Origin of the sequence: Kribbella sp. VKM Ac-2568 (assembly GCF_004345365.1) — a bacterium.
In the GTDB taxonomy this organism is placed as follows: domain Bacteria; phylum Actinomycetota; class Actinomycetes; order Propionibacteriales; family Kribbellaceae; genus Kribbella; species Kribbella orskensis.
Genome location: NZ_SLVF01000004.1, coordinates 578,016 through 599,262 on the forward strand (window position 1 = coordinate 578,016; position 21,247 = coordinate 599,262).

18 protein-coding genes are annotated in these 21,247 nt (G+C 69.0%); 6 read left to right on the top strand and 12 right to left on the bottom strand.

The features are described from left to right. Window positions 1-194 precede the first annotated feature (194 nt). Window positions 195-689, top strand: a complete 495-nt coding sequence (locus EV648_RS14005) for a DUF2231 domain-containing protein (RefSeq protein ID WP_132290213.1) — start codon at window positions 195-197, stop codon at window positions 687-689. Between the two features lie 78 nt (window positions 690-767). Here the strand turns inward: EV648_RS14005 and rsgA are convergent, their stop codons facing one another. From rsgA to EV648_RS44935, 10 genes are all read right to left on the bottom strand, one after another. Continuing rightward, window positions 768-1,760 carry a ribosome small subunit-dependent GTPase A gene (rsgA, locus tag EV648_RS14010; RefSeq protein ID WP_132193117.1) on the bottom strand — a complete coding sequence of 331 codons (993 nt, stop codon included), beginning with the start codon at window positions 1,758-1,760 and terminating at the stop codon, window positions 768-770. Then, window positions 1,760-3,031 carry a 3-phosphoshikimate 1-carboxyvinyltransferase gene (gene aroA, locus EV648_RS14015; protein WP_132290216.1) on the bottom strand — a complete coding sequence of 424 codons (1,272 nt, stop codon included), beginning with the start codon at window positions 3,029-3,031 and terminating at the stop codon, window positions 1,760-1,762. The genes rsgA and aroA overlap by 1 nt, the downstream gene beginning before the upstream one ends. A 64-nt stretch (window positions 3,032-3,095) precedes the next feature. Beyond that, window positions 3,096-3,686, bottom strand: a complete 591-nt coding sequence (locus EV648_RS14020; RefSeq protein WP_132290219.1) for a DoxX family protein — start codon at window positions 3,684-3,686, stop codon at window positions 3,096-3,098. Between the two features lie 115 nt (window positions 3,687-3,801). Further along, complete coding sequence (locus EV648_RS14025) at window positions 3,802-4,527, bottom strand: DsbA family protein (protein ID WP_132290222.1); 726 nt, start codon at window positions 4,525-4,527, stop codon at window positions 3,802-3,804. 131 nt (window positions 4,528-4,658) lie between these two features. Next, complete coding sequence (locus EV648_RS14030; protein ID WP_132290225.1) at window positions 4,659-5,459, bottom strand: alpha/beta fold hydrolase; 801 nt, start codon at window positions 5,457-5,459, stop codon at window positions 4,659-4,661. After that, the gene (locus tag EV648_RS14035) at window positions 5,456-6,181 is read right to left on the bottom strand and encodes an alpha/beta fold hydrolase (protein WP_132290228.1); all 726 of its coding nucleotides are present in this window, start codon (window positions 6,179-6,181) and stop codon (window positions 5,456-5,458) included. Before EV648_RS14035 ends, EV648_RS14030 begins: the two co-directional genes overlap by 4 nt. 153 nt (window positions 6,182-6,334) lie before the next feature. Beyond that, the gene (locus EV648_RS14040; protein ID WP_132290231.1) at window positions 6,335-8,953 is read right to left on the bottom strand and encodes an AAA family ATPase; all 2,619 of its coding nucleotides are present in this window, start codon (window positions 8,951-8,953) and stop codon (window positions 6,335-6,337) included. A gap of 60 nt (window positions 8,954-9,013) precedes the next feature. Further along, window positions 9,014-10,273, bottom strand: coding sequence for an ArgE/DapE family deacylase (locus EV648_RS14045; protein WP_132290234.1), 1,260 nt, complete (start codon window positions 10,271-10,273; stop codon window positions 9,014-9,016). Between the two features lie 107 nt (window positions 10,274-10,380). Then, the gene (gene aspS, locus EV648_RS14050) at window positions 10,381-11,670 is read right to left on the bottom strand and encodes an aspartate--tRNA(Asn) ligase (protein WP_132290237.1); all 1,290 of its coding nucleotides are present in this window, start codon (window positions 11,668-11,670) and stop codon (window positions 10,381-10,383) included. 335 nt (window positions 11,671-12,005) lie between these two features. Next, window positions 12,006-14,315 carry a sigma-70 family RNA polymerase sigma factor gene (locus EV648_RS44935; RefSeq protein ID WP_132290240.1) on the bottom strand — a complete coding sequence of 770 codons (2,310 nt, stop codon included), beginning with the start codon at window positions 14,313-14,315 and terminating at the stop codon, window positions 12,006-12,008. Between the two features lie 213 nt (window positions 14,316-14,528). Between EV648_RS44935 and EV648_RS14060 the strand changes: the two genes are divergently transcribed. The 5 genes from EV648_RS14060 (at window position 14,529) to rsrA (ending at window position 18,075) form a co-directional block, all read left to right on the top strand. Further along, window positions 14,529-15,344 (top strand): hypothetical protein, encoded by an 816-nt coding sequence (locus EV648_RS14060; protein ID WP_132290243.1) that lies wholly within the window; start codon window positions 14,529-14,531, stop codon window positions 15,342-15,344. A gap of 181 nt (window positions 15,345-15,525) precedes the next feature. After that, window positions 15,526-16,326, top strand: coding sequence for an SOS response-associated peptidase (locus EV648_RS14065; protein ID WP_132290246.1), 801 nt, complete (start codon window positions 15,526-15,528; stop codon window positions 16,324-16,326). A gap of 51 nt (window positions 16,327-16,377) precedes the next feature. Further along, the gene (locus EV648_RS14070) at window positions 16,378-17,019 is read left to right on the top strand and encodes an alpha/beta family hydrolase (RefSeq protein WP_132290249.1); all 642 of its coding nucleotides are present in this window, start codon (window positions 16,378-16,380) and stop codon (window positions 17,017-17,019) included. A gap of 139 nt (window positions 17,020-17,158) precedes the next feature. Beyond that, window positions 17,159-17,806 (top strand): sigma-70 family RNA polymerase sigma factor, encoded by a 648-nt coding sequence (locus EV648_RS14075; protein ID WP_132290252.1) that lies wholly within the window; start codon window positions 17,159-17,161, stop codon window positions 17,804-17,806. Continuing rightward, window positions 17,803-18,075, top strand: coding sequence for a mycothiol system anti-sigma-R factor (gene rsrA / locus EV648_RS14080; RefSeq protein ID WP_132290255.1), 273 nt, complete (start codon window positions 17,803-17,805; stop codon window positions 18,073-18,075). Before EV648_RS14075 ends, rsrA begins: the two co-directional genes overlap by 4 nt. Before the next feature lie 307 nt (window positions 18,076-18,382). Here rsrA and EV648_RS14085 read toward each other — a convergent pair whose 3' ends face one another. After that, window positions 18,383-20,830 (bottom strand): tetratricopeptide repeat protein, encoded by a 2,448-nt coding sequence (locus EV648_RS14085; RefSeq protein WP_132290258.1) that lies wholly within the window; start codon window positions 20,828-20,830, stop codon window positions 18,383-18,385. A gap of 337 nt (window positions 20,831-21,167) precedes the next feature. Then, window positions 21,168-21,242 carry a 50S ribosomal protein bL37 gene (locus EV648_RS45185; RefSeq protein ID WP_369759046.1) on the bottom strand — a complete coding sequence of 25 codons (75 nt, stop codon included), beginning with the start codon at window positions 21,240-21,242 and terminating at the stop codon, window positions 21,168-21,170. Between the last annotated feature and the right edge of the window lie 5 nt (window positions 21,243-21,247).

Below are 21,247 nucleotides of genomic sequence, written 5' to 3' on the forward strand. Positions count from 1 at the left end.
GCTTCTGTGCGAGGTTGATGAGTGATGGGGATCCGCGGCACCGCCGGGGAACTGCCGGGCCGCGGGTGGTGTACACGAGGTGCGGGTGGTGTAGAAGTGGTGAAGGTTGCGGGTCGGTCACGGGCTGCGGTTGAACCATCGGTAGTGGTTGAACGTGCAGTTAGTGTCAGACAACTACGACTGCAGGAGGCCTCATGTTCGAGCGCTTCGGAGATCTGCCGCTGCACGTGCTGGTCATCCACGCGGCAGTAGTGGTGCTACCGGTCAGCGCGCTGACCGCGATCGTCTTCGCGGTTGTGCCCAAGTGGCGGTGGTTGCTGCGCTGGCCGACGCTGTTGCTCGGGCTGGGCTCAGTGGTGCTCGCGTACGTCGCTCGCCAGAGTGGCCTGGCGTTCCTCGCGGCGCGCCCTGAGCTGCAGCCGATCGTCCAGCTGCACGAGAACCGAGGCAAGCTGTTGTTCTGGTACTGCCTGATCTTCGCGGTGGTCGCGGTCGTGGCGTTCCTGGTGCTCGGAGGTCCCTCCTCGCTGGCCAGCGGTAAGGGTGCCAAGGCAACCAAGAGCAGGCCGCTGGAGCTCGTCGTCAGTGCGGCGCTGGTCGTGATCAGCGTCCTGGTCATCTGGCAGACCATCCGCACCGGTGACGCCGGCGCCAGGGCTGTCTGGAACGGCCAGCTCCCGAAGAAGTAACCCCGGAAGTCCGGGCCCACGGCAACCCGCCGGATCCGGGACCTGGGCAACTGATCAAGGCGCCAGGCTCGTCCAGAATCAGGTGGTTTCCAGGTCGCGGCCTTCGCGGCTGGCCAGGAGACGCCGGAAGGAGGCGACGCGTTCGGCGTCGACCCGGCCCTCGGCGACCGCTACGTCGAGGGCGCAGTTCGGCTCGCTCTCCGAGTGGGTGCAGCCGCGCGGGCAGTCCCGCGTCTCGTCCGCCAGGTCGCCGAAGGCGTTGATCAGCTGATCCGGCTGGACATGCGCCAGCCCGAACGACCGGATCCCCGGCGTGTCGACGATCCATCCGCCGTCGGGCAACCGCAGCAGCAACGCGCTGACCGAGGTATGGCGACCGCGGCCGGTGTTGTCGTTCACCACCCCGATCGCCCGGTTCGTGCCCGGCACCAGCGCGTTCACCAGCGTCGACTTGCCGACGCCGGAATGTCCGACCATCACGCTGGTCCGGTCCCGGAGTTGCTCGGCCAGTTCGCTGAGATCCCCGTCGCGCTGGGTGGCGACGGACTCCACCCCGAGCGGCCGGTAGATCGACAGCAGCGGATCCGGATCCGCGAGATCGGTCTTCGTCAGACACAGCAAGGGGCGCATGCCCGCGTCGTACGCGGCGACCAGGAAGCGGTCGATCAGCCGGGTCCGCGGTTCCGGGTTCGCCACCGCGACCACGATCACCAGCTGGTCCGCGTTGGCCACCAGCGGCCGCTCGATCGGGTCGTCGTCATCGGCGGACCGGCGCAGCAGAGTCTTGCGGGGGAGTACCTCGACGATCCGGGCCAGCGTCCCCTCGTCCCCGGTGGCGTCGCCGTCGAGCTTGACCAGGTCGCCGACGATCACACCCTTGCGGCCGAGCTGCCGGGCCTTCATCGCCGTCACGACGCGATCCGACTCGCCGACCCAGCAGGTGTAGCGCCCACGGTCCCGGGTGATCACGAACCCGGTGACAGCATCGTCGTACGCCGGCCGGTCCTTCGTCCGCGGCCGGGTCCGGCGCTTCGGCCGGTCGTACTTCGCTTCCTCGTCGTACCGCGACATCAGCCGACCAGCGCCGTCCAGAGGTCGGGGAACTCCGGCATGGTCTTCGCCGTGGTTCCGATGTTCTCGATCTCGACGCCGTCTACAGCCAATCCGAGTACGGCGGCGGCGTGCGCCATCCGGTGGTCGTGGTACGTGCCGAAAAGCCCGCTGTGCAAGGGTTTCGGCCGGATCTCCAGCCCGTCGGCGGTCTGCGTGACGTCGCCGCCGAGCGCGTTGATCTCGGTCTCGAGCGCGGCCAGCCGGTCGGTCTCGTGGTTGCGCAGATGCGCGATGCCCCGCAGGTACGACGGGCGGTCGGCGAGGGCGGCGACCGCGGCGATGACCGGCGAGAGCTCACCCACCTGGCTCAGGTCCAGGTCGACCCCCTGGATCCGCCCGGTCCCTCGCACGGTCAGTCCGTCCGCGGACAGGGACACCTCGGCGCCGAACCGGGCGAAGATCTCGCGGAGGTGATCGCCCGGCTGGGTGGTCTCGGTCGGCCAGCCGGTCACGGTCACCGAGCCGCCGGTGATCACCGCGGCGGCGAGGAACGGGGCCGCGTTGGACAGGTCCGGCTCGATCGCGGTGTCCAGGGCCCGGATGGGGCCGGGGGCAACGACCCATCGGTTCGGCTCGCTGTCGTCCACCTGGACGCCCCGCTCGCGGAGCATCCCGACCGACATGTCGAGGTGTGGCTGGGAGGGGACCGGCTTGCCGTCGTGGCGGATGTCCACGCCCTCGTCGTACCGCGCTCCGGCGAGCAGCAGGGCCGACACGAACTGGCTCGACCCGGACGCGTCCAGGGTCACCTTGCCGCCGCGGACCGCGCCGGACCCGCTCACGGAGTACGGCATCCGTCCGGTGCCCTGGTCCTCGATCTGTACTCCGAGGGTGCGCAGGGCGCCGAGGATCACGTTCATCGGGCGCTCGCGGGCGTACGGATCGCCGTCGAAGGCGACCTCGCCGTCGGCCAGCGCGGCGACCGGGGGCACGAACCGCATCACGGTGCCGGCGAGTCCACAGTCAACGCTCGCCAGGCCCTTGAGAGAGCCGGGGGTGACGGTGACCAAGCCGTCCTTCTCGGTGATGCCGACGCCGAGGGAGACCAGTGCGGACCGCATCAGCGACGTGTCACGGGCCGCGAGCAGGCCGGTCAGCGTCGACGGGCCGTCCGCGATCGCGGCGAGGATGAGCGCACGGTTACTGATCGACTTCGACCCGGGCACGGTGACCCGGCCGGTGACCGGTCCTTCGGCTCGCGGTGCCGGCCAGCCCTGCTGCGTTCCCATCCCACTCCTCGGCTCGTTGGGCGAACTTCTGCCCTGAGCCTAGCGGGAACGCCCGCGGCGCCGGTCAGGTGAAGGGGAGCTCGGCCTTCGCGCTGGCTGCGGCCAGCTTGGCCTCGCGGCGGGCGGCCTTGGCGAACCGCTTGGTCTCGCGCTTGGCGAGCTTCGCGCTGCGCTTGGTCTCCCGCTTCACCGCCTTCGCGCCGTGCGTGGCGCGCCAGGCGATGCCAGGCTGACCCTCGGTGTCGACGGCGGCGAGCAGCAGACCGCCCATCAAGCCGAGGTTCTTCAGGAACTGGATCCTCTGCGCCGCCCGTGCGGGCTTGTCGGGCTCCTGCCAGAACGAGTGCCCGGCGAGCGTGGTCGGCACCAGCGAACCCGCCAGCAGTACCGCCCCGACGCGGCGGCCCTTGCCGCTCGCCAGCGCGAGACCGCCGAGAACCTGGGCGGCGCCATTCAGGCGGACCAGGTTCACCGTGCTCTCGGGGATACGGTCCCCGACCTGTGCCGGAGCGACCTTCTTCATCATCGGTACGAGGCGGTCCGCGACGGGTTTCGCCTTCGCCACATGCGGCTCCGGGTCCCGGATCGCCTGGGCGCCCTGGACGACGAAGATGGCGGACAACAACGGCCTGGCCAGTGCGCGCACGACAGTCATGTCTCCTTCTTACCTGGTCCGACAATGCCTTGGGGTCACCAAGTGCCCCGTGTGTCTTGTACCCACTCCTGAACCGGCCCTCGGGAACACCACGGCCGGGCGGGCGGACAGGCGGTCAGATCGGGCAGCCGTCGGGGCCGCAGGCGGCGTCGGAGGGGTCCGTGGCGCCGGGCGCGGTGATCAGGGTCACCGGCTTCCGGTCGGCGTTGGCCCGGCGGAGGGCCTCCTGGAACACCTCGACCGGCTGGGCGCCGCTGACGCCGTACTTGTCGTCGATCACGAAGAACGGCACCCCGTTCGCGCCGTACGCGAGGGCCTGCGCCTGGTCGGCGGCCACCTCAGCCTCGTACGTCGTACCGGCGAGCACCTCGGTGACGCGGTCCTCTGGCAGGCCGACCTCGACCGCGAGGCGGGTGAGCGTCGCGTGGTCGCCGACCGGGAGGCCGTCGGTGAAGTAGGCCTTCAGCAGCCGCTCCTTCAGCAGCCCGTGAAGGTCCTTCTCCCCGGACTCCGCCAGCTCGCGAGCCAGGTGGATCAACCGGTGCGCGTCGACGGTGTTGGCCGCCTTCGCGTCCTGCAGGTTGAACTCCAGCCCGACCTCCGCGGCCACCGAGGTCACGTGCTCGTTCGCCTGCACGGCCCACTCACGGCCACGCCCGTACTTCGCACCGAGTCGCTCGGCCAGGTCCCGCGGGTCGTCGTTGGTCGATGACGGGTCGAGCTGGAAACTGTGCCAGGTGATCTCGGCCTGCTCGCCGGACTCCGCCAGCGCCTGCTCGAGGCGTCGCTTGCCGATGTAGCACCAGGGGCAGACCACATCGGACCAGATGTCAATACGCATGCGAAATGCAACTATCTGTCGCGCAGCATTTATTCCCGAAGTGCTACGCCTCACTTCCGGACAGCACCACGCCGCGCAGCCCGGGGTACGGGACTGCGCGGCGTGTGGTGCTTCTCGAAGGCTTCAGACGGTCAGCGGTCGGCCGCCTTCTCGATCAGCTTGGTGACCGTGCCCGGCTCGGAGAGCATCGCCAGGTGTGAGGCCTTGACCTCGACGATGGTGGCCCCGGCGCGCTTCGCCATGAACCGCTCGGCCGCAGGCGGAATCGCCTTGTCACCGCTGCTGACCAGCGCGTACTTCGGGATCGAGGCGGGCGCGCTCTTCCGGATCGGCTCGCCGAACACCGCGGCGGCGACCGGTCGCTGCGAGGCGGCCAGCGAGGCAGCCTCCTTGGCGGGCAGATCCGCGGCGAACACCCCGGGGAACGAATCCGGCTTCATCACCAGGTCGGCGCCACCGGAGTACGTGATGGTGTCGGTCGTGTCGGGTCCGATCTGGCTGCCCGGGAACTGGGAGTTCAGCGCGCCCAGCGTCTCGCCGGCCTGCGGGATGAAGGCGTTGACGTAGACGAGCGCGTTCACGCCCGTGGTGTCCGCGAGCTGCGTGATCTCCGCACCGCCATACGAGTGACCGACCAGCACCTTCGGTCCGCTGATGCCGGCCAGTACTCCGGACAGGTACGACGCGTCGCTGGCGATACCCCGGAGCGGGACCGCCGGGACGACGACCTTGTACCCGTCGCGCTGCAGGCGGCTGGTCACGTCGGACCAGCTGGAGCCGTCGGCGAAGGCGCCGTGGACAAGGACGACGGTCGGCTTCGGGTGGTTGTGGTTCTGGACAGCGGCAGTGGCAGTGGTCGCGCCGGTAGCCAGCAGGACGATGCCGGCGGCCGCGGCAAGGAGGTGTCTACGGGTGGATCGACGGGTGCTCATCGGGTCGCGCCACCCTCGACTGCGCTCGCGATGAAGGCGGCGACGGCCTTCGGCTGGGAGACGGCGACCGCGTGGGAGCCGTCGACCTCGATCGTGGTGGCGTTGGCGCGGGCGGCCATCTTGCGCTGCACGTCGGGGTGGATCGCCTCGTCACCGGTTGCGACCAGCGTGTAGGACGGGAGCCGCTTCCAGCTGGCGGTACCGGACTTCTCCTCGAACGCGGCCGCCGCGATCGGGCGCTGCGTGCGACCCATGATCTCCGCCTGCTCGGCGGTCACATCGGCGGCGAACAGCTGGTGGAAGAGGTCGAGTTTGAGGCCCAGGAAGACCTCTTCGCCACCGTCACCGGTCGGCAGGACGTGCGGAGCCAGGCCGGAGGCGAAGTCGTTCGCGGGGAAGCTGCCGAGCAGGTCCTGCAGGCTCTCCCCTTCGTCGGGGGAGAAGGCCGCGACGAAGACCAGGCCGGTGACGTTGTCGGCCTCGTTGGCCGCGGCGGTGATCATCGCGCCGCCGTACGAGTGTCCGACCAGGACGACCGGGCCGTCGATCTCCCGCACCTGGGCGGCGACCCAGGCGCCGTCGAGGCCGGGTCCGCGCAACTCGTTCGCGACCGCGATGGCCGGGATGCCGCGGCTCCTCAGATCCGAGATCACGCCGGACCAGCTCGACGCGTCGGCGAACGCGCCGTGGACCAGCACGACGGTCGGGGTTGTCTCACTCATCGTTCTTCCTCGGTTCTCTTGGTGGTGCCGGTTCTTGGTGCCGGTTTTTCAACACCGCAAGAAGACCTCGGAAGGGTGTGTGCGCAGATCGACCGAACAGCGGATCTTGTGACCTGCCTCAGAGCCGACCGGCCGGCCAGGTGCACCCAAATCTCATGCGTTCGGGGGAGACGCGAACCGTTCGAGCACCAGCCGGGTGAGCTGGACGCGGGAGTTGACCCCGAGCTTGCCGAAGGCGGCCCTCAGATGCGTGCCGACCGTGCTGGCCGATACGACCAGCTCCTCGGCGGCCGAGCGATTCGTATGCCCCTCCGCGACCAGGAGAGCGACGCGGCGCTCCATCGGGGTCAGAGCTTCCCATCCGGTCTCGGGCCGAGCTTGCACGGCGGCCCAGCGACGTCGCCGTACTCCGGCCGCCTGCAGCACAGCCTGGACCCGGGCGGCCTGCGCGGTCGCGCCGAGTTCGGTGAAGGAGTCGAGCGCGTGCTCCAAGGCGGCGACTGCGGTGGCGCGGTCTCCGTCCTCGAGTTCGGCCAGACCGTAGAGCTCCTCGGCCTTTGCCAGCAGCAACGGCCGGGGCGCTTCGCGCAGCAACTCGACGGCCTGCGACAGACCTGCGCGATCGGCTTCGTTGTGAGCGGCAACCAACTGCGCGGCCGCTCGGAAGTGTGTCGAAGGCGTGGCGGCGGCCTGCTCGCCAAGGAGCGTCGCTGCTTTCTGGGCGGTTCGGGGATCCTTGGCGGCAGTGGCCGCGTGGATGAGCTGTTCGTGCCGTTCGGGGAAGTCTTGCGGAGTGTCCAGGAGTCGAGTGGCGGCTGCCGGATCGCCGTCCGCGATCGCCAGGAGTGCCCGGATCTGCTCGTCGCCTGCCGCCTGCTCACGGGCTTCCGAGAGGTGGCCCTTCTGCAGTGCCACCAGGGCGAGCACCTGCCGGGCGATCGGCTCCGAGGAGTGGTCGTGGACTTCAGCCATCCACCGGAGACCCGTCGTCGCGGCTTCGGCTGCAGCGGTCAGATTGCCCGCGGCGAGTTCGAGCTCGGCTCGCAGTACCGAGAGCTGTGGCGCCACCCAGGAGTCGCCCGCGCTCAGCAACCCCTGCAGCCGGTTGCGTGCTTCCTCGAGCCCGTCTGTGCGAGCCAGGCAGAACAGCTCGGCCAGTTCGATCCGGATCGCCGGGTGGCTACCCACCTCGTCCAGTGTCGCGGTTCTCGCCTTCGCGTAGAGGCCGCTGGCGTCGCCGTACCGGCCCTCCGCCTGCGCCCGTTCCCCAGCCGCGAGTAGTTGGACACCATTGGCGACGGGGTCATCCGTCTCGAACGGCTCCTGTACTCCGGCCAGCACGCGGTACGCCGCGAGCCGCTCGCTCAGGTGGGACGCCGCACCTTCGACGGCCAGGTCCTTCGGGTCGAGCCGACCGGTTGCCCACTGGTGCGGAGCCAGCCGGAGCAGGATCGAGGCCCTGAGGTCCGGGGTCACCGGGCCGCGGTACAGGGCGGTCTCGCCGAGCAGGTCGTCGGCGAAGGCCTGGGCGTCGTCGAAGCGGCGAGCTACCAGCAGCACCATCACAACGTCCTCACCGACGTCTCCACGTAGAGGGCTGTCGACCGGAGTCAGCTCGAAGGCCTGCTGGATCACCGAGACGGCGGTGATGGACATGGTCGCCAGGAGCTCCTCGGCCGCCTGCCGGAGCGTGCTGATGGCTGCGGCATCACCACTGGCGGCCACTGCGAGGATGTGGGGTGCCGCGGCGGCCGGACCACGCCCGCCGGCCAGTAGCTGGTCGGCTATCGACCTGTGGAGCGCCCGCTGAGCAGACGGCGGCACATCGGCCAGTACTGCGGACCGGAGCAGCTCGTGCCGGAACGTGAGGGTGGAACCGCCGTCAGCCAGAAGACCAGCACGGATCGCCTCGTCCAGGGGAGGGGACAGCTTGGCGATCGGCTCGCCCATGAGCTCGGCGACATCCTCCAGGCGGAACTCGCTGCCGAAGACTGCCGCTGTCCTGAGGAGAGCCCGGCACAGGTCCGTAGTACTGGCTGTTCTGCGGCGGACGCCTTCGACGAGTCCGTCGGGGAGGTCTGACAGGTAGAGGCCGGCCACTAGCTGCTCGGCGAGGAAGGGGACTCCTTGGACTCCGCTGAGGCGTACCGAGAGCGCGGGGTCGAGCGGACCGTCGAGACGGTCTGCCGCTAGCTCCAGGACGGCCTCGTTGCTGAGGGGAGCCAGGTGGAGCGCGTGGACCGGGACCTGGTCCTGGACGGCGTCGATGAGCTGGTCGGTCATACCGCCGGGGACAGGGCGGGTCGCCAGCAACCACATCATCTTGGCGCTGGCCAGCCGGGCGATGACGATGCGCAGTACGAAGCCGGTGAGGGGGTCGGACCACTGCGCGTCGTCCAGGACGATCAGTGCGGCTTCACCGTCGAGGCGACGGCCGATGAGATCCGCGAGGCGCTCGGCGAGCCAGAGGGGCTGGCCGTTGAGGGCAGCCAGTTCCAGAAAGTGCGCGGTGCTGATCAGCGGGTCAGGGCCGGCACGGAGGGCCGGGGCGAGGGAGGCCAGGGGGCTGATGTCGTCGGTCTGGTGAGCTGCTGCTGTGGCCACGAGGGTGCCGTGGCGCCCGGCCTGTTCAGTGGCCGCCCGGAGGAGCGCGGACTTGCCGATGCCGGGCTCACCAGTGACCACGGTCACGGACGCTTCCCCATGCTCCGCCGCTCGTAGAGCGTCCAGGAGCCGGCCCAGCTCGGCCGAACGCCCACGCAGCGGATTCATGCGCACTTTCTACCACCGGGGGTCTCGGGCAGCCCTCGCTCCGGGTGCGGCTCGGGCTGGTCAGGCGCAGCGGCGTACGGCTAGTAGGGCGTAGGCGCGGGCGCAGTGGAGGACTTCGGCGAGTACGACGTGTTCGTCGGTGGCATGGGCGTATCGGACGTCACCTGGGCCGTACTGCACCGTGGGGACCCCGGCAGCGGCGTACTGGCGTAGATCCGACCCGTACGGCCCACCCTTCACCTCCGGATCTGCGTTCGCTCCGGCGTCGGTGGCTGCCCGCAGGGTGTCCTCGAGCAGCGGATCGCCCTCGGGGAGCAGGCCGGACGCGAACACTCCGCCGGGCCAGGTGACCTTGACCGGGTGATCGCGCAGCCAGTCGTCCTTGGCGCACGCGTCGGCGATCGCCCGCTCGAACTCCTGCCGGGCGGCGGAGACCGGCTCGCCCAGGCGTACGCCGTACCGGCCCTCGGCGATCAGGAGATCGGGGACGGTGCTGGCCCAGTCGCCCGCGTGGATCGTGCCGACGGAGAGTGGGTTCGCCAGATCGAGGTGCTCGAGCAGAGGATGGGGGTCGCGGTTGCGCTCGGTCTCGAGGTCCGCGAGTGCCCGGTTGACGAGCTCGAACTTCTCGATCGCGCTGACTCCACGAGTCCTGGTCGAGCCGTGGGTCGCGAGCCCAGGGATCTCCAACCGGAAGGTCAGCGAGCCGGCGTTGGCGGGGATGATTCGTCCGGCCGTCGGCTCGGCGATCAGGCACGCCTCGCCGGTGTGACCGCGCTGCAGGGTCGCGAACGCCCCGACGCCACCGTCCTCCTCGCCGACCACCGTGTGCACCGCGAGCGGCTTGCGCAACGTGATGCCTGCGGCAACGATCGCGGCCACCGCGCCGATGATCGCGGCGACGCCACCCTTCATGTCGCAGGTCCCGCGTCCCCACATGATCCCGTCACTCACTCGCGCCGAGTACGGATCCCCGTCCGGCCAGAGCGCCAGGTCGCCGGGTGGTACGACGTCCACGTGGCCGTTGAGCACCAGCCCTGGGGTGGCGGTCCCACCCAGGACGCCGACGCAGCCCCACGCCTCGGTCCGCTCGACCTCCATCCCGGGGAAGTCGGCGTCAGCGGTGACGGTCGGCAGATCGATCTCCCAGTGATCGACCTCCATCCCCAGCCCGCGCAACCGCTCAGCGCACCAAACCTGTGCCACAGACTCACCCGCGGTGCCGTCCACGCTCTGGATCTGTACCAACCCGCGCAGCTCGTCCACGACCTTGCCGTCGTCAACCGCCGCCAGGACGGCGCCCTCCAACTCACTCAGCATGCCCACATCATCCCTGCTGTGTCGGTGAGTTGCCGGACGGGCGCCGCTCGTCTGGTTCCTCCTCGGCGAGGATCATCGCCGAGGAGGAACCACAACCGCAGCCTGTACTACGGCGTCAGGCGGTGGAGGTCGCGCGGGAACAGCGTGACCTCGCGGACGTTCTCCGCCCCGGTGAGCCGGGCGACGAAGCGCTCGAGGCCGATCGCGAAGCCGCCGTGTGGCGGCATCCCGTGCTTGAACGCCTGCAGGTACGAGCTGTACGCCGGGGCATCCGGGGACTCGCCGCGAGCCTCGAGCGCCGCCACGTAGTCGCTGTACCGGTGCAGCCGCTGCCCACCCGTGACCAGTTCCATGCCGCGGAACAACAGGTCGAACGAGTTGGACCAGCGCGGGTCCGACGGCTGCGGATGCGTGTAGAACGGCCGCTTCACCATCGGGTACCCCTCGACCGCCACGAGCGCGCTGCCGTGCTCGCGCAGCGCCCACTCGCCGATCGCCCGCTCATCGGCGGGGGACAGGTCCGGCTCGTCCGGGTCCGCCCCGGCCAGCTTGAGCGCCTCGCTGAAGTGCAGTACCGGCACCTCCGTGGGGATCTCCGGCAGCTCCACCTGCAGCCGCTCCAGCGCGGCCGGAGCACGCTCGCCCACTGCTGCGAGCATGCCGGCGATGACGTCCCGCAGTACTGCGAGCACGTCGCGGTGGTCCTGGATGAAGCCGAACTCCGCGTCGAGCGAGACGTACTCCGCCAGGTGCCGGACGGTGTCGTGCGGCTCCGCCCGGAAGACTGGGCCGACCTCATAGACGCGTTCGAACACGCCGACCATCGTCTGCTTGTAGAACTGCGGCGACTGCGCCAGGTACGCCGGGCCGCCGAAGTAGTCCAGGGCGAACACGTTCGCGCCGGACTCGGTCGCGGTACCGACGATCTTCGGCGTCTGGATCTCCGTGAACCCGAGGCCGTCGAGCGTCTTGCGGTACCCGTGCAGGGCGGCCGCGCCGACCTCCCAGCCCGCCCGGATCGCCGGGTGGCGCAGGGCGACCGGGGCGTTGTCGAGCACGACCGGCAGGCCGGCTCCGACGGTCGGGCGCCACAGCTCGATCGGCGGGGTCTCGGCCGGTTCGGTGAGCGGCTCGATCACCGGGTCGACGATCTCGGCTCCACCCGGTGCCTGTGGGTTGGCGGCGACCGTACCGGTCACCTGGACGACGGTCTCCTCGCCGAGTTCGTCCAGCTGGGCCTGGGTCTCCGGCGTCTTGACGACGATCTGGCTCAGGCCGGAGCGGTCCCGCAGTACCAGGAAGCTGACGGCAGCCAGCCGTCGTCTTCGATGGATCCAGCCGGCCACCGTGACGGTCTGGCCTACTGCTGAGGGGATCTCGTGGTTGAGAATGCGCATCGCTGTTTCACCTCCGTTGGTCATCTCGAACCCCGGAGGTGTGGGCGAAGGGGAATCTCGCGGTGCCACCACACCTTCACCGGACCTGGTGGTCCGGCCTCTTGCGTTTCATTCGCTCAGGAGTGTCTTCACGACCGGTCCGTGCGTCGCCTTCCCAGCTACCGGCGACTCTCTCTTGCACGGGTGAACGGTGCTACTCGGTTCCATCACCACGAACGATCACCAGGGTAGGCGTGGTCGTCTTTCCAAGCAAAACGCTTTCTCGGTACTGCGCTGAGGCCGCGCCCCTTGGCGTTGCTGGCGGGCCTGTGCCACCCGGGGTCAGGGCCGAGCGGTCAGCGGCGGGACGACGCTGGGGGGATGGGGGCGGTGTCGGTGTCGTAGCGGGAGGGGGTGGTGGCCTTGACGGTGACGGTGTTGGCGGGGCCGCTGCCTGGCCAGGAGGCCCATTCTGTGTTGAGGGACTTCGTGTAGTGATCTGTGGTGCAGGTGGCTCGGCGGATGTCGATCGAGCGGGAGCAGGTCCAGCTTCGGTGGAGGGACGAGAGCATGCTCAGGTTGCGGCCCCAGGAGATCTCCAGGGTGACCGGGCCGGTGGTTCCGTTGATCTTCAGGAAGCGGTTGTAGACGAACGGGTTCGGGTCTTCCTTCGGGCTCGGCGTGACGATCTGCAGCAGGGACTCGTCAGCGCGGATCCCGGGCAGGGTCTCGGAATCTGTGTCGCTGACCAGCCCGGCCGTCGCGCTCACCGAGTACGTGCGCGCCGCGGCAGACCCGTCCGGTACGGCGAACTCGGCGTACAGGGGAGCCGGGCGCGCCGGGTTGAGCGCAGTACAGGTCTTCGCCGACGGGCTGCACTTCCAGCCGGCCGGGGTGCCCTTGATCGGCCACGACAATGCCGCGCCGTACTGGACCTTCAGCGTGACAGCGGTCCGGTCGGTGCCGGGGGCAACCGTGAGGGTGCGGTAGTAAACATCCGGGTCGGTCTTGCGGACGCCGATGGTCAGCAGGTTCTCGTCCGTCCGAGCCGGTGCCGTCACCGTCTCGGAGTCGTCGTCGAAGAGCCGCCCCGCCTTGGCCGAGACGGTGAACGTCCGGTCTGCCACCGATCCTCCGGTCGGGTCGGTGAAGCTCAGCTGCATCGTGGCCGGCGCACTCGGATTCAGCGCCGTGCACTTGCCGCTCCTGCCGTCGGCGGCGCGAGCGCAGGTCCACCCGGCCGGGTTACCGCTGACCGGCCAGCTCAGGAAACCGCCGTACTTGATCCCGATGGTCACCGGCTTCGTGTTGTTTGCCGGGACCTTGATGGTGATCAGCCACTGCGCGGCCGCCGCGGATTCCACCATCACGGACCGGGCACCCACGGACCGGTCACCCGGCGCGGCACCGCCGGGTGCTCCACCTCCACGCGGCGCGCTGATCGTCAGCAACCCTTCGTCGAAGATCGGCGTTGTCGGCTCAACCGGTGTCGGTGTCGGTGTCGGCGTCGGCGGTTCACTCGTGGGCGCGGTGGTCGACGGCGCCGTGGTCGGCTCAGTCGTTTGAGTCGGCTCCGGCTCCGGTTCCGGCTGTGTCGGCGGGACCACCGGCGGCTTCACCGTCGGTGGCTTGGCTGTCGGCGGATTGGCCGTGGGCGGGTTCCCGGGCGGTTGGGTTGGCTGCTGGGTCTGCGGCTTGTCGATCGCCGCCAGCGGAGTCTCGTTGCCGGTAAGCGCCATCGCCGCGAGCACGGCAGCCACGGCCACGACGACGACCGCGCCGGCGCCGACCGCAGTACGGGTGCTGTTCTCGGTGGCCTTCCTCCAACCGGCGACCAGAAATCCGGCGAAGCCGACCTTGGCGCCGGAGGCGGCGGCCAGGTACCCGAGACCCGCAGTACCGAGCAGGGCCGGGGCGAGCAGCGCCGGCAGCGCGCTGTTGACCTCGACGAGCTCCAAGTAGACCGCGGTGCACTTGGCACAGTCGTCCAGGTGCTCGCGGACGTTACGGTTCTCGCGCTTGGTGAGGCCGCCGCGGACGTAGGCACCCAGACGCTCGGTGGTCCAGCGGCAGCGGTCCCCTGCGACATCGGCCAGGTGCTGCTGCAGGTAGGCCTGTCGCAGACCCTCACGGGCTCGGTAGGCCAGCGCAGAGACTCCGTTGGCGGTCAGGCCGAGCATCGGCGCGATGGCCGCCGGTTTCTCGCCTTCCACCTCGGTGTGCCAGAGAACGGCCTGCCAGCGCTCCGGCAGCGAGGCGAACGCCTTGGCTGCGGCACCGCTCTCGAACCCGGTCACCGTCGGGTCGTCGAATGTCTCCGGCTCCCGCTCGTACGCCGCGATGTCGTCCGTCGTCTGGACCTTCTTGCCCGCGCGGATCCGGTCGACGTGGACCCGGCGGACGGTGGTGAGCAGGTACGCCCGGAAGGAGATGTCCGGGCCGCCGCCGTTGCGCAGGGCCTCGAGCACCTTGGCGAAGGCGTCGCCGGCCAGGTCGTCGGCGTCGTTCGGCGGGACGAGCTGGCGCGCCATCCGCTCGGCGGCGTGGTGGTGGCGGCCGAAGAGCTCGCCGTATGCCTCGAGGTCGCCGTTGCGGACGCGCGCGATCAGTTCCGCGTCGCTCGGTCCTTCCGGCGTCTCCATCGCGCTGCCCCCTGCGTCTGTCACTACGTCGTCACCATCTGTCACTTGGTTGCCGGGATCAAGGTTCCCATGAGGGACGCTTCCGCGCACCTTTCATGACGACAGCGACGGTGCCGAGGTTACGCGAAAAAAGTTCCTGAAATCCGCGTCATGAACGCGTCACGGCGCTGTCTCTCTCCCAGAACGACGCTTCCGGCCACCCGGTCGGGAGACGAAGGGACCACCTGAGGAGGGCACATGTCGCTGTTCGCGGACATCCGCCGACGGCTCGACCTGCGCCCCATCCGGTCCCTGAACCTGGCGGGGTCGCTCGCCCGGTACCGGCCGGAAGCGTCGTCAGCTGAACAACCGTGCGGAAGGAGGGAGCCGCACGGCACAGCTGGTACCGACCGCAGTGCCTATCTCGCGATCGCCGAGGCCCTGCGTGACGGTGCCGATGTCGTGCCTGCGAGTGACGAGGTCGGCCGCCGTTTGGCGGAAGACGGGATCTCGTTGCTCGAGGCACTTGATGGGCTGGGTGCGTTGTACCGCTCGATCGCCGGGGGCGAGCCGGCTTTCGCGGCGGTACGCGCACTCAGTTCCAGCTGGGCCGAGGCGTCACTCATCTATCTGCACTCGCTGTCCTGCGAGGACCCGCTGACCGGGCTGTCCAGCCTGGCGCACCTGCGGTCCCGGCTCGGCGAGATCTACCGGGAGGCAGAGCTCCGGGGAACTTCCGTACCGGCGACCCACGCACTGGTGGTGGTCGAACCGCTCAATCCGGCGGGTACGTCGGCCGTGGACCGCGAGCTCCGGCTCATCGATGTCGCGGAGTGCCTGCGCATCGTCTTCTGCGGCGGTGACGTACTGGGGCGCGTCGGCTCACACCGCGCGGCGGCGCTCGTCGATCGCGACCCGAACCTGCCGGAGCAGGTCGAGACGGTCCGAGCCCTGATCACCCAGTGGCGGCTGGACACCGATGAACCACAGCTGGCCCGGATCTGGATCGAGGGCCTGCCGGCCTCCGAGCAGTGGGCCGGCCGCGTGCTGGACGAACTGGCACGCCCCGCCTGAGGACTTGCGTCCGGCCGTCTACAGGGGGGCGACCGGGCGCAGCGAACCGGCGGCGGATCGCCTATCACGGGGTAGGCGATCCGCCGTCGCCGTCCTTCTCCTTGGCTCTTGCTCGCGGACCCACCGGGCGCCCACGGAGTACGGGAATTTGTCGGCGGCGCAGGGCACTAGGCTGCGAGCTATGTGTGGCAGATACGCGTCCAGCCGGGATCCGGCCGATCTGGTGGTCGAGTTCGAGATCGAGGCGGGCAACGTGAAGGAGTCCGTGCAGGAGCTGCCGGACAACTACAACGTCGCGCCCACCGACGAGGTGATCGCCGTCGTCGAGCGGAAGAACCGGGACCAGCCGGAAGAGGTGGTCCGCAAGCTCACCACGGTGAAGTGGGGCCTGGTGCCGTCCTGGGCGAAGGACGTCTCGATCGGCAGCCGGCTGATCAACGCGCGGATGGAGACCGTCGCCGAGAAGCCGGCCTTCAAGAAGGCCTTCGCGGTACGGCGCTGCATCCTGCCGGCCGACGGGTACTACGAGTGGTACGCCTCGGAGCAGAAGGTCAACGGCAAGCCCGTGAAGCAGCCGTACTTCATCCGCCCGGCCGACGGTGGCGTGCTCGCGATGGCCGGGCTCTACGAGATCTGGCGCAACAAAGCAGTGGCGGACCCGGAGCTGGACGAGGCCTGGCTGTGGACCTGCACCGTGCTGACCACCACCGCGACCGACGACCTCGGCCGGATCCACGACCGGATGCCGCTACTGGTGGAGCCGGAGCGCTACAACGCGTGGCTGGATCCCCTCAGCTCGGATCCGGATGAATTGCTCGACCTGCTGGTGCCCGCCGCGCCCGGCCGGCTGGAGGCCTACGCAGTGTCCAAGGCAGTCAGCTCGGTGAAGAACAACGGCCCCCATCTGGTGGACCCGTTGCCGCCCGACGGTGTCGACCCGATCGACAAGCCGGACGAGCCGGAGGAGATCACCCTCTTCTGAGGGCCGGACACGTGGTCGTGGCGACGTGATCGGTAGCCCCGGAATGACAGGATGGGGCCCGTGACCGATGAACGGATTGTGGCGACGCCGCACGGTGAGGCCCGGATCGTGGCATACCGCGCCCGGCGACCGGTGGCGACGCTCGCACTCGGTCACGGGGCCGGGGGTGGGATCGAGGCCGGCGACCTGGCCGCGCTGGCCGCGCGGCTGCCGAAGCAGGACGTGAACGTGTTCCTCATCGAGCAGCCCTGGCGCCGCGCCGGGAAGAAGCTCGCGCCGGCGCCGAAGATCCTCGACGAGGCCTGGATCGCGATCATCGGCCAGCTCCGGATCAGGACCCCCTTGGTGCTGGGAGGACGGAGCGCCGGAGCCCGGGTGGCCTGCCGGACCGCCGCCGGTCTGGGAGCGTCCGGCGTACTGGCTCTGTCGTTCCCGCTGCATCCGCCGGGCAAGCCGGAAAAGACGCGGGTCGACGAGCTCCAGGCGGCGCGGCTGCCGACGCTGGTCGTGCAGGGGGAGAAGGACCCGTTCGGCTCACCCGAGGAGTTCCCGCCGCTCACGGAGATGGCTGTCGTCCCGGATGCCGACCACTCGTTCAAGGTGCCGAAGCGGGCGGAGCTCACCCAGGACGAGAGCTTCGAGCTGCTGGTCGAGGCTGTTTTCGAGTGGGTGACCCGGGAAGTGTCCGGCTGAACCGGTCCAACCGAGCTAGACCGGATGGGCTCACGGGACGGGGAATGACCCCGCCGGGCAGCTTGTTGTGACGAACATGATGGCAACGAGTGTGGCTCCCGCGCGGACTACTGGGAAGACACCGGTATTCTCGATCACGATGCCGACTCCGACGACCACCGAGACACCCGAGCAGCGGACCGAGCGCTTCGAGCGCGAGGCCCTGCCTTTCCTTGACCAGATGTACGCCGCCGCCATGCGGATGACGCGCAACCCGTCCGACGCCGAGGACCTCGTCCAGGACACGTTCGCGAAGGCGTACAGCTCCTTCCACCAGTTCACGCCTGGCACCAACCTGAAGGCGTGGCTGTACCGGATCCTGACGAACACCTTCATCAACGGATACCGGAAGCGGCAGCGTCAGCCCACGCAGTCGCCCACCGAGGAGATCGAGGACTGGCAGCTCACCGCCGCCGAGTCGCACACTCCCGGTGGACTGAAGTCGGCCGAGGCGGTGGCTCTCGAGCACCTGCCGGACTCCGACGTGAAGTCGGCTCTGCAGTCGATCCCGGAGGACTTCCGGCTGGCCGTCTACCTGGCCGATGTCGAGGGCTTCGCCTACAAGGAGATCGCGGAGATCATGGGCACGCCGGTAGGCACCGTGATGTCCCGGTTGCACCGCGGCCGGCGTCAGTTGCGCGAGCTGCTGGCCGACTACGCCCGCGAGCGGGGCCTGATCCCCGCCTCGGACGAGGACAACCAAGCCGCGACCGAGTCCGCGGCGACCGCTGAGGAGGAGGAGTCGTGAGTTGCGGCGAGCACCACGACGTGGACTGCAGCGAGATCCTGCAGCGTGTTTACGTCTTCATCGACAACGAGCTCGAAGACGCCAGCAATGACGAGATCCGTCAGCACCTGGAAGAGTGCGCACCCTGCCTCGACCAGTACGACCTGGAGCGCTGCGTCAAGAAACTGGTCCACAGGTCCTGCGGCGACGAACACGCCCCCGAGGCCCTCCGCCAGAAGATCCTCCTCCGCATCACCCAGGTCCGAGCCGAGATGACCACCACCGACTAGGACCCATCCCGCCTCGGGGAGCGGGTCGGACTGTTTCGCCGCCGGACTGATGTCAGGAAGAACCGGAGGCCCGACCTCCGTGCGCCAAGGGACGCAGTGCTGCGTTGCGCGCGATTGTGAGGTGGCCCGGTTGGACGTGCGCGATTCGATCCACGCCTAACTCCGCCCGAGCGGCGTGGCCCCCTGGTCCCCTCCCACAAGGGACGTGGACTCTTCCTCAACAGACTGTTTGTACGGGTAGTTGTACTAGTTGTCGCTGGTGCCGACCTTGCCAGGTCCGATCCGAAAGAGCCACCACCGACTGACCTCAGTTCTCCGCGGAGGCCGAGGGTTTGTACCGCCGACCGTCTTCATGGTCGGTGAGGAGTTGGAGGGCGGCGGCCTCGTCATTGGGGGACAGGGGACGAAGTACATCCGCGGCCTGCTGCCAGAGCGAACGAGCCGCCGGCAGGTCGTCCTTGGCGGCACGGATCTTGCCCAGCACGATAAGCAGGCGGCCCTCGCGCAGCTTGTTGCCATTGGTACGAGCCACCTGCAGGCCGGCTTGGGCGCGTTCGGTTGCGGCCGTGTGATCCCCGACGGCCAGGTGGTTGGTCGCGAGATGTTGCAACGTCTCCGCTGCTGCGTTCTGGTCGTCCAGCTCGACCAGGACCTCGAGGCTCTTGAGGAGTGCCTGCTCTGCAAGGGCGTTCAGGCCACCGCGCAGATAGGCCTGGCCGACGTATTGGTATCGCCTTGACAGAGAGCGGAGATTTCCTGCCTTCTCGGCCAACGCGATGCTCAGATCGAATCTCTGCTCGGCCATTTCATGCTCTCCCCGGCGCACGTGCAGAGTCCCCAGTGCCATGTAGCTGATTCCCTCGACGCTCTGATCGCCGATCCGCAGACTGAGCGCGAGCGCTCGTTCGCCCCACTCGACAGCCTCGTCGAGTCGCCCCATCAGCTCCGTGACGTGGCTCAAGGAGGTACAGCAGCGTGCCTGGCCGGCCAGGTCCGAGATGGCCTGGAAGAGTTCCAGGCTTCGGAGGAAGTGGGCCTGCGAAGGCCCGAGGTCGCCTCGCTCGACGTCAGGAATCGCGAGGTCGTGCTCGAGCCATGCGGCGAGCCGGTGATAGCCGAGCTCGGCCGCCACTTCTCGGCCCACCTGGTCGATCGCGCGCATCTCGGACCAACGCAGATTGACGATGAAGTAGCCGAACAGGGCCAGGGCGAGCTCCGGAACATAGCCGCGCAGCCCGGGTGACCGGCGCGCCTGGTGGAACGCACCGAGAAGGTTGGATCGCTCGTTGTCCAGCCAGGTCAGGGCAATCGAGGCCTCGGGTAGCGCCGGCAGTGAGCGGCTCGGCTTGCCTGCCATGGCGAGTCTTCGGCTGTCGGGGTGGGTCAGCTCCTGACATCGCCAGGCCACGCCGGTGTAGAGCTTCAGTACCCGCGCCAACGCGTCCTCCCTCGCGCCCTCGGAGAGGTGTTGACTCGCCCGTTCGCGCGCATAGGCTCGGATCAGGTCGTGGAGCCGGTAACGGCCAGGAGCAACGGACTCGAGCAGGTTGAGGTCGACGAGCCTCTCCAGCACTCGCTCGGCGGCGGCTTCGGAGCTGTCGAGCAGCTGGGCGGCTGTGATCGTGGTCAGGTCGGATCCGTTCGGCAGGCCGAGCAGCTCAAGTGCCGCCGCGGCCCGGATGTCCAGATCCTCATCGCTGCCGGCCAGAAACTCGACCGAGCCGGCGATGTTCGCGCGGACTCCGGATTCTCCGGTGCCGAACTCGTCGAGTCGCCGGTGTTCGTCCTGCAGTTGGCCCACCATGTGCTCGATCGGCCAGGTCGGACGGGCGGCGAGCCGCGCACCGATGAGGCGGACGGCGAGTGGCAGCCGGCCGGTCAGTTCGGCGATGGAGCGGGCCGCGGCACCTTCGGCTGCGACCCGCGCATCCCCGGCGATCTTCGACAGCAGTTCAACAGAATCCGCGTCGGAAAGGGGCGAGAGACTGACCTGCCGAAAGCCGGGCAGCGTCGTCAGCGCACGACGACTGGTGACGATGACCGCCGAGCCCGGCGCGCCTGGAAGCAGCGGGATGACCTGCCCCGCCCTGTTGGCGTTGTCGAGCAGGATCAGGAGCCGCCGGCCGGCCAGGTGTGACCGGTAGACGGCCGCGGCCTCGTTGGTGCCTTCAGGAACAGTCCTGTCGTCGACGCCCAGCGATCGCAGCAACTGGATGAGCGCCTCCCCGGGCCTGAGCGGAGCACCCGGGCCGTAGCCCCGGAGATCCAGGTAGATCTGGCCGTCCGGGAAGTTGTCGGCGGCGAGGTGGGCGGCGTACACCGCCAGCGACGTCTTGCCGACCCCGCCCATCCCTGTCACCGCGGCCATCTGAACCGTCCCCGGCCGCTCGTCGACGACGGTCAGCGTCCGGACGAGAAGGTCGACCTCCCGGCCACGACCGGTGAAGTCGGACAACGCGGGCGGAAGTTGGCGTATGACGCCGGAGCTGGGCGCCTGGATCGATGCGCCCGATGCTCGCTCCAGAGTCTTGCGGCCGGCCTGCGCAGCACGGGTGAACAGGCTGACCGCATGATCATCGAGGCCGAGCGCGTCGGCCAGTGCCTGAATCGTTTCGGTCCGTGGCCGGCGTCGGGTGCCGCGCTCGAGGAGGCTGATGGCCTGCTCACTGAGGTTCGCCAGTTCAGCCAGCCCGGCTTGGGTCAGACCGGCCGAGCGTCGGTGGCTGCGCAGCAACTCACCGAACGACACCGACATCGACTCACCTCCGGTCCTGCCTGCTCGACGATGGATCCAGTAGCCAGAGACCCATCCCACCGGCTAACTGTACGGACGAAGGCCCGGTCCGGGCGGCGGTTGTCCACAGGCGGGATCTCTGGAAGGCCGGACCGCGGGGGACAAGACCGGCGGAACAATTCATGTCGATCCGTGTTCGGTCGCTGACGAATTGCGTTTCGACGGATTAGCGGTGAGTGCTCAGTCTGATGCACTGGGTATACGAACCAGTAGGATTATTGGCCTTGTTGTGACATGTGACCAAATTGCAAGGACCCCGGTTTTTACCCGGGGTCCTCGCTGTACGTAGCCGCCTGACTCAGGCGTTGGGGCGCTTGCCGTGGTTCGCGCCCTTCTTCTTGCGTGCGCGACGCTTGCGGCCGGTCTTGCCCATTTGAA

Coding starts and splice junctions, on each gene's coding strand:
- EV648_RS14005 (WP_132290213.1), top strand. CDS start 195: ATGTTCGAGCGCTTCGGAGATCTGCCGCTGCACGTGCTGGTCATCCAC.
- rsgA (WP_132193117.1), bottom strand. CDS start 1,760: ATGTCGCGGTACGACGAGGAAGCGAAGTACGACCGGCCGAAGCGCCGG.
- aroA (WP_132290216.1), bottom strand. CDS start 3,031: ATGGGAACGCAGCAGGGCTGGCCGGCACCGCGAGCCGAAGGACCGGTC.
- EV648_RS14020 (WP_132290219.1), bottom strand. CDS start 3,686: ATGACTGTCGTGCGCGCACTGGCCAGGCCGTTGTTGTCCGCCATCTTC.
- EV648_RS14025 (WP_132290222.1), bottom strand. CDS start 4,527: ATGCGTATTGACATCTGGTCCGATGTGGTCTGCCCCTGGTGCTACATC.
- EV648_RS14030 (WP_132290225.1), bottom strand. CDS start 5,459: ATGAGCACCCGTCGATCCACCCGTAGACACCTCCTTGCCGCGGCCGCC.
- EV648_RS14035 (WP_132290228.1), bottom strand. CDS start 6,181: ATGAGTGAGACAACCCCGACCGTCGTGCTGGTCCACGGCGCGTTCGCC.
- EV648_RS14040 (WP_132290231.1), bottom strand. CDS start 8,953: ATGAATCCGCTGCGTGGGCGTTCGGCCGAGCTGGGCCGGCTCCTGGAC.
- EV648_RS14045 (WP_132290234.1), bottom strand. CDS start 10,273: ATGCTGAGTGAGTTGGAGGGCGCCGTCCTGGCGGCGGTTGACGACGGC.
- aspS (WP_132290237.1), bottom strand. CDS start 11,670: ATGCGCATTCTCAACCACGAGATCCCCTCAGCAGTAGGCCAGACCGTC.
- EV648_RS14060 (WP_132290243.1), top strand. CDS start 14,529: ATGTCGCTGTTCGCGGACATCCGCCGACGGCTCGACCTGCGCCCCATC.
- EV648_RS14065 (WP_132290246.1), top strand. CDS start 15,526: ATGTGTGGCAGATACGCGTCCAGCCGGGATCCGGCCGATCTGGTGGTC.
- EV648_RS14070 (WP_132290249.1), top strand. CDS start 16,378: ATGGGGCCCGTGACCGATGAACGGATTGTGGCGACGCCGCACGGTGAG.
- EV648_RS14075 (WP_132290252.1), top strand. CDS start 17,159: ATGCCGACTCCGACGACCACCGAGACACCCGAGCAGCGGACCGAGCGC.
- EV648_RS14085 (WP_132290258.1), bottom strand. CDS start 20,830: ATGTCGGTGTCGTTCGGTGAGTTGCTGCGCAGCCACCGACGCTCGGCC.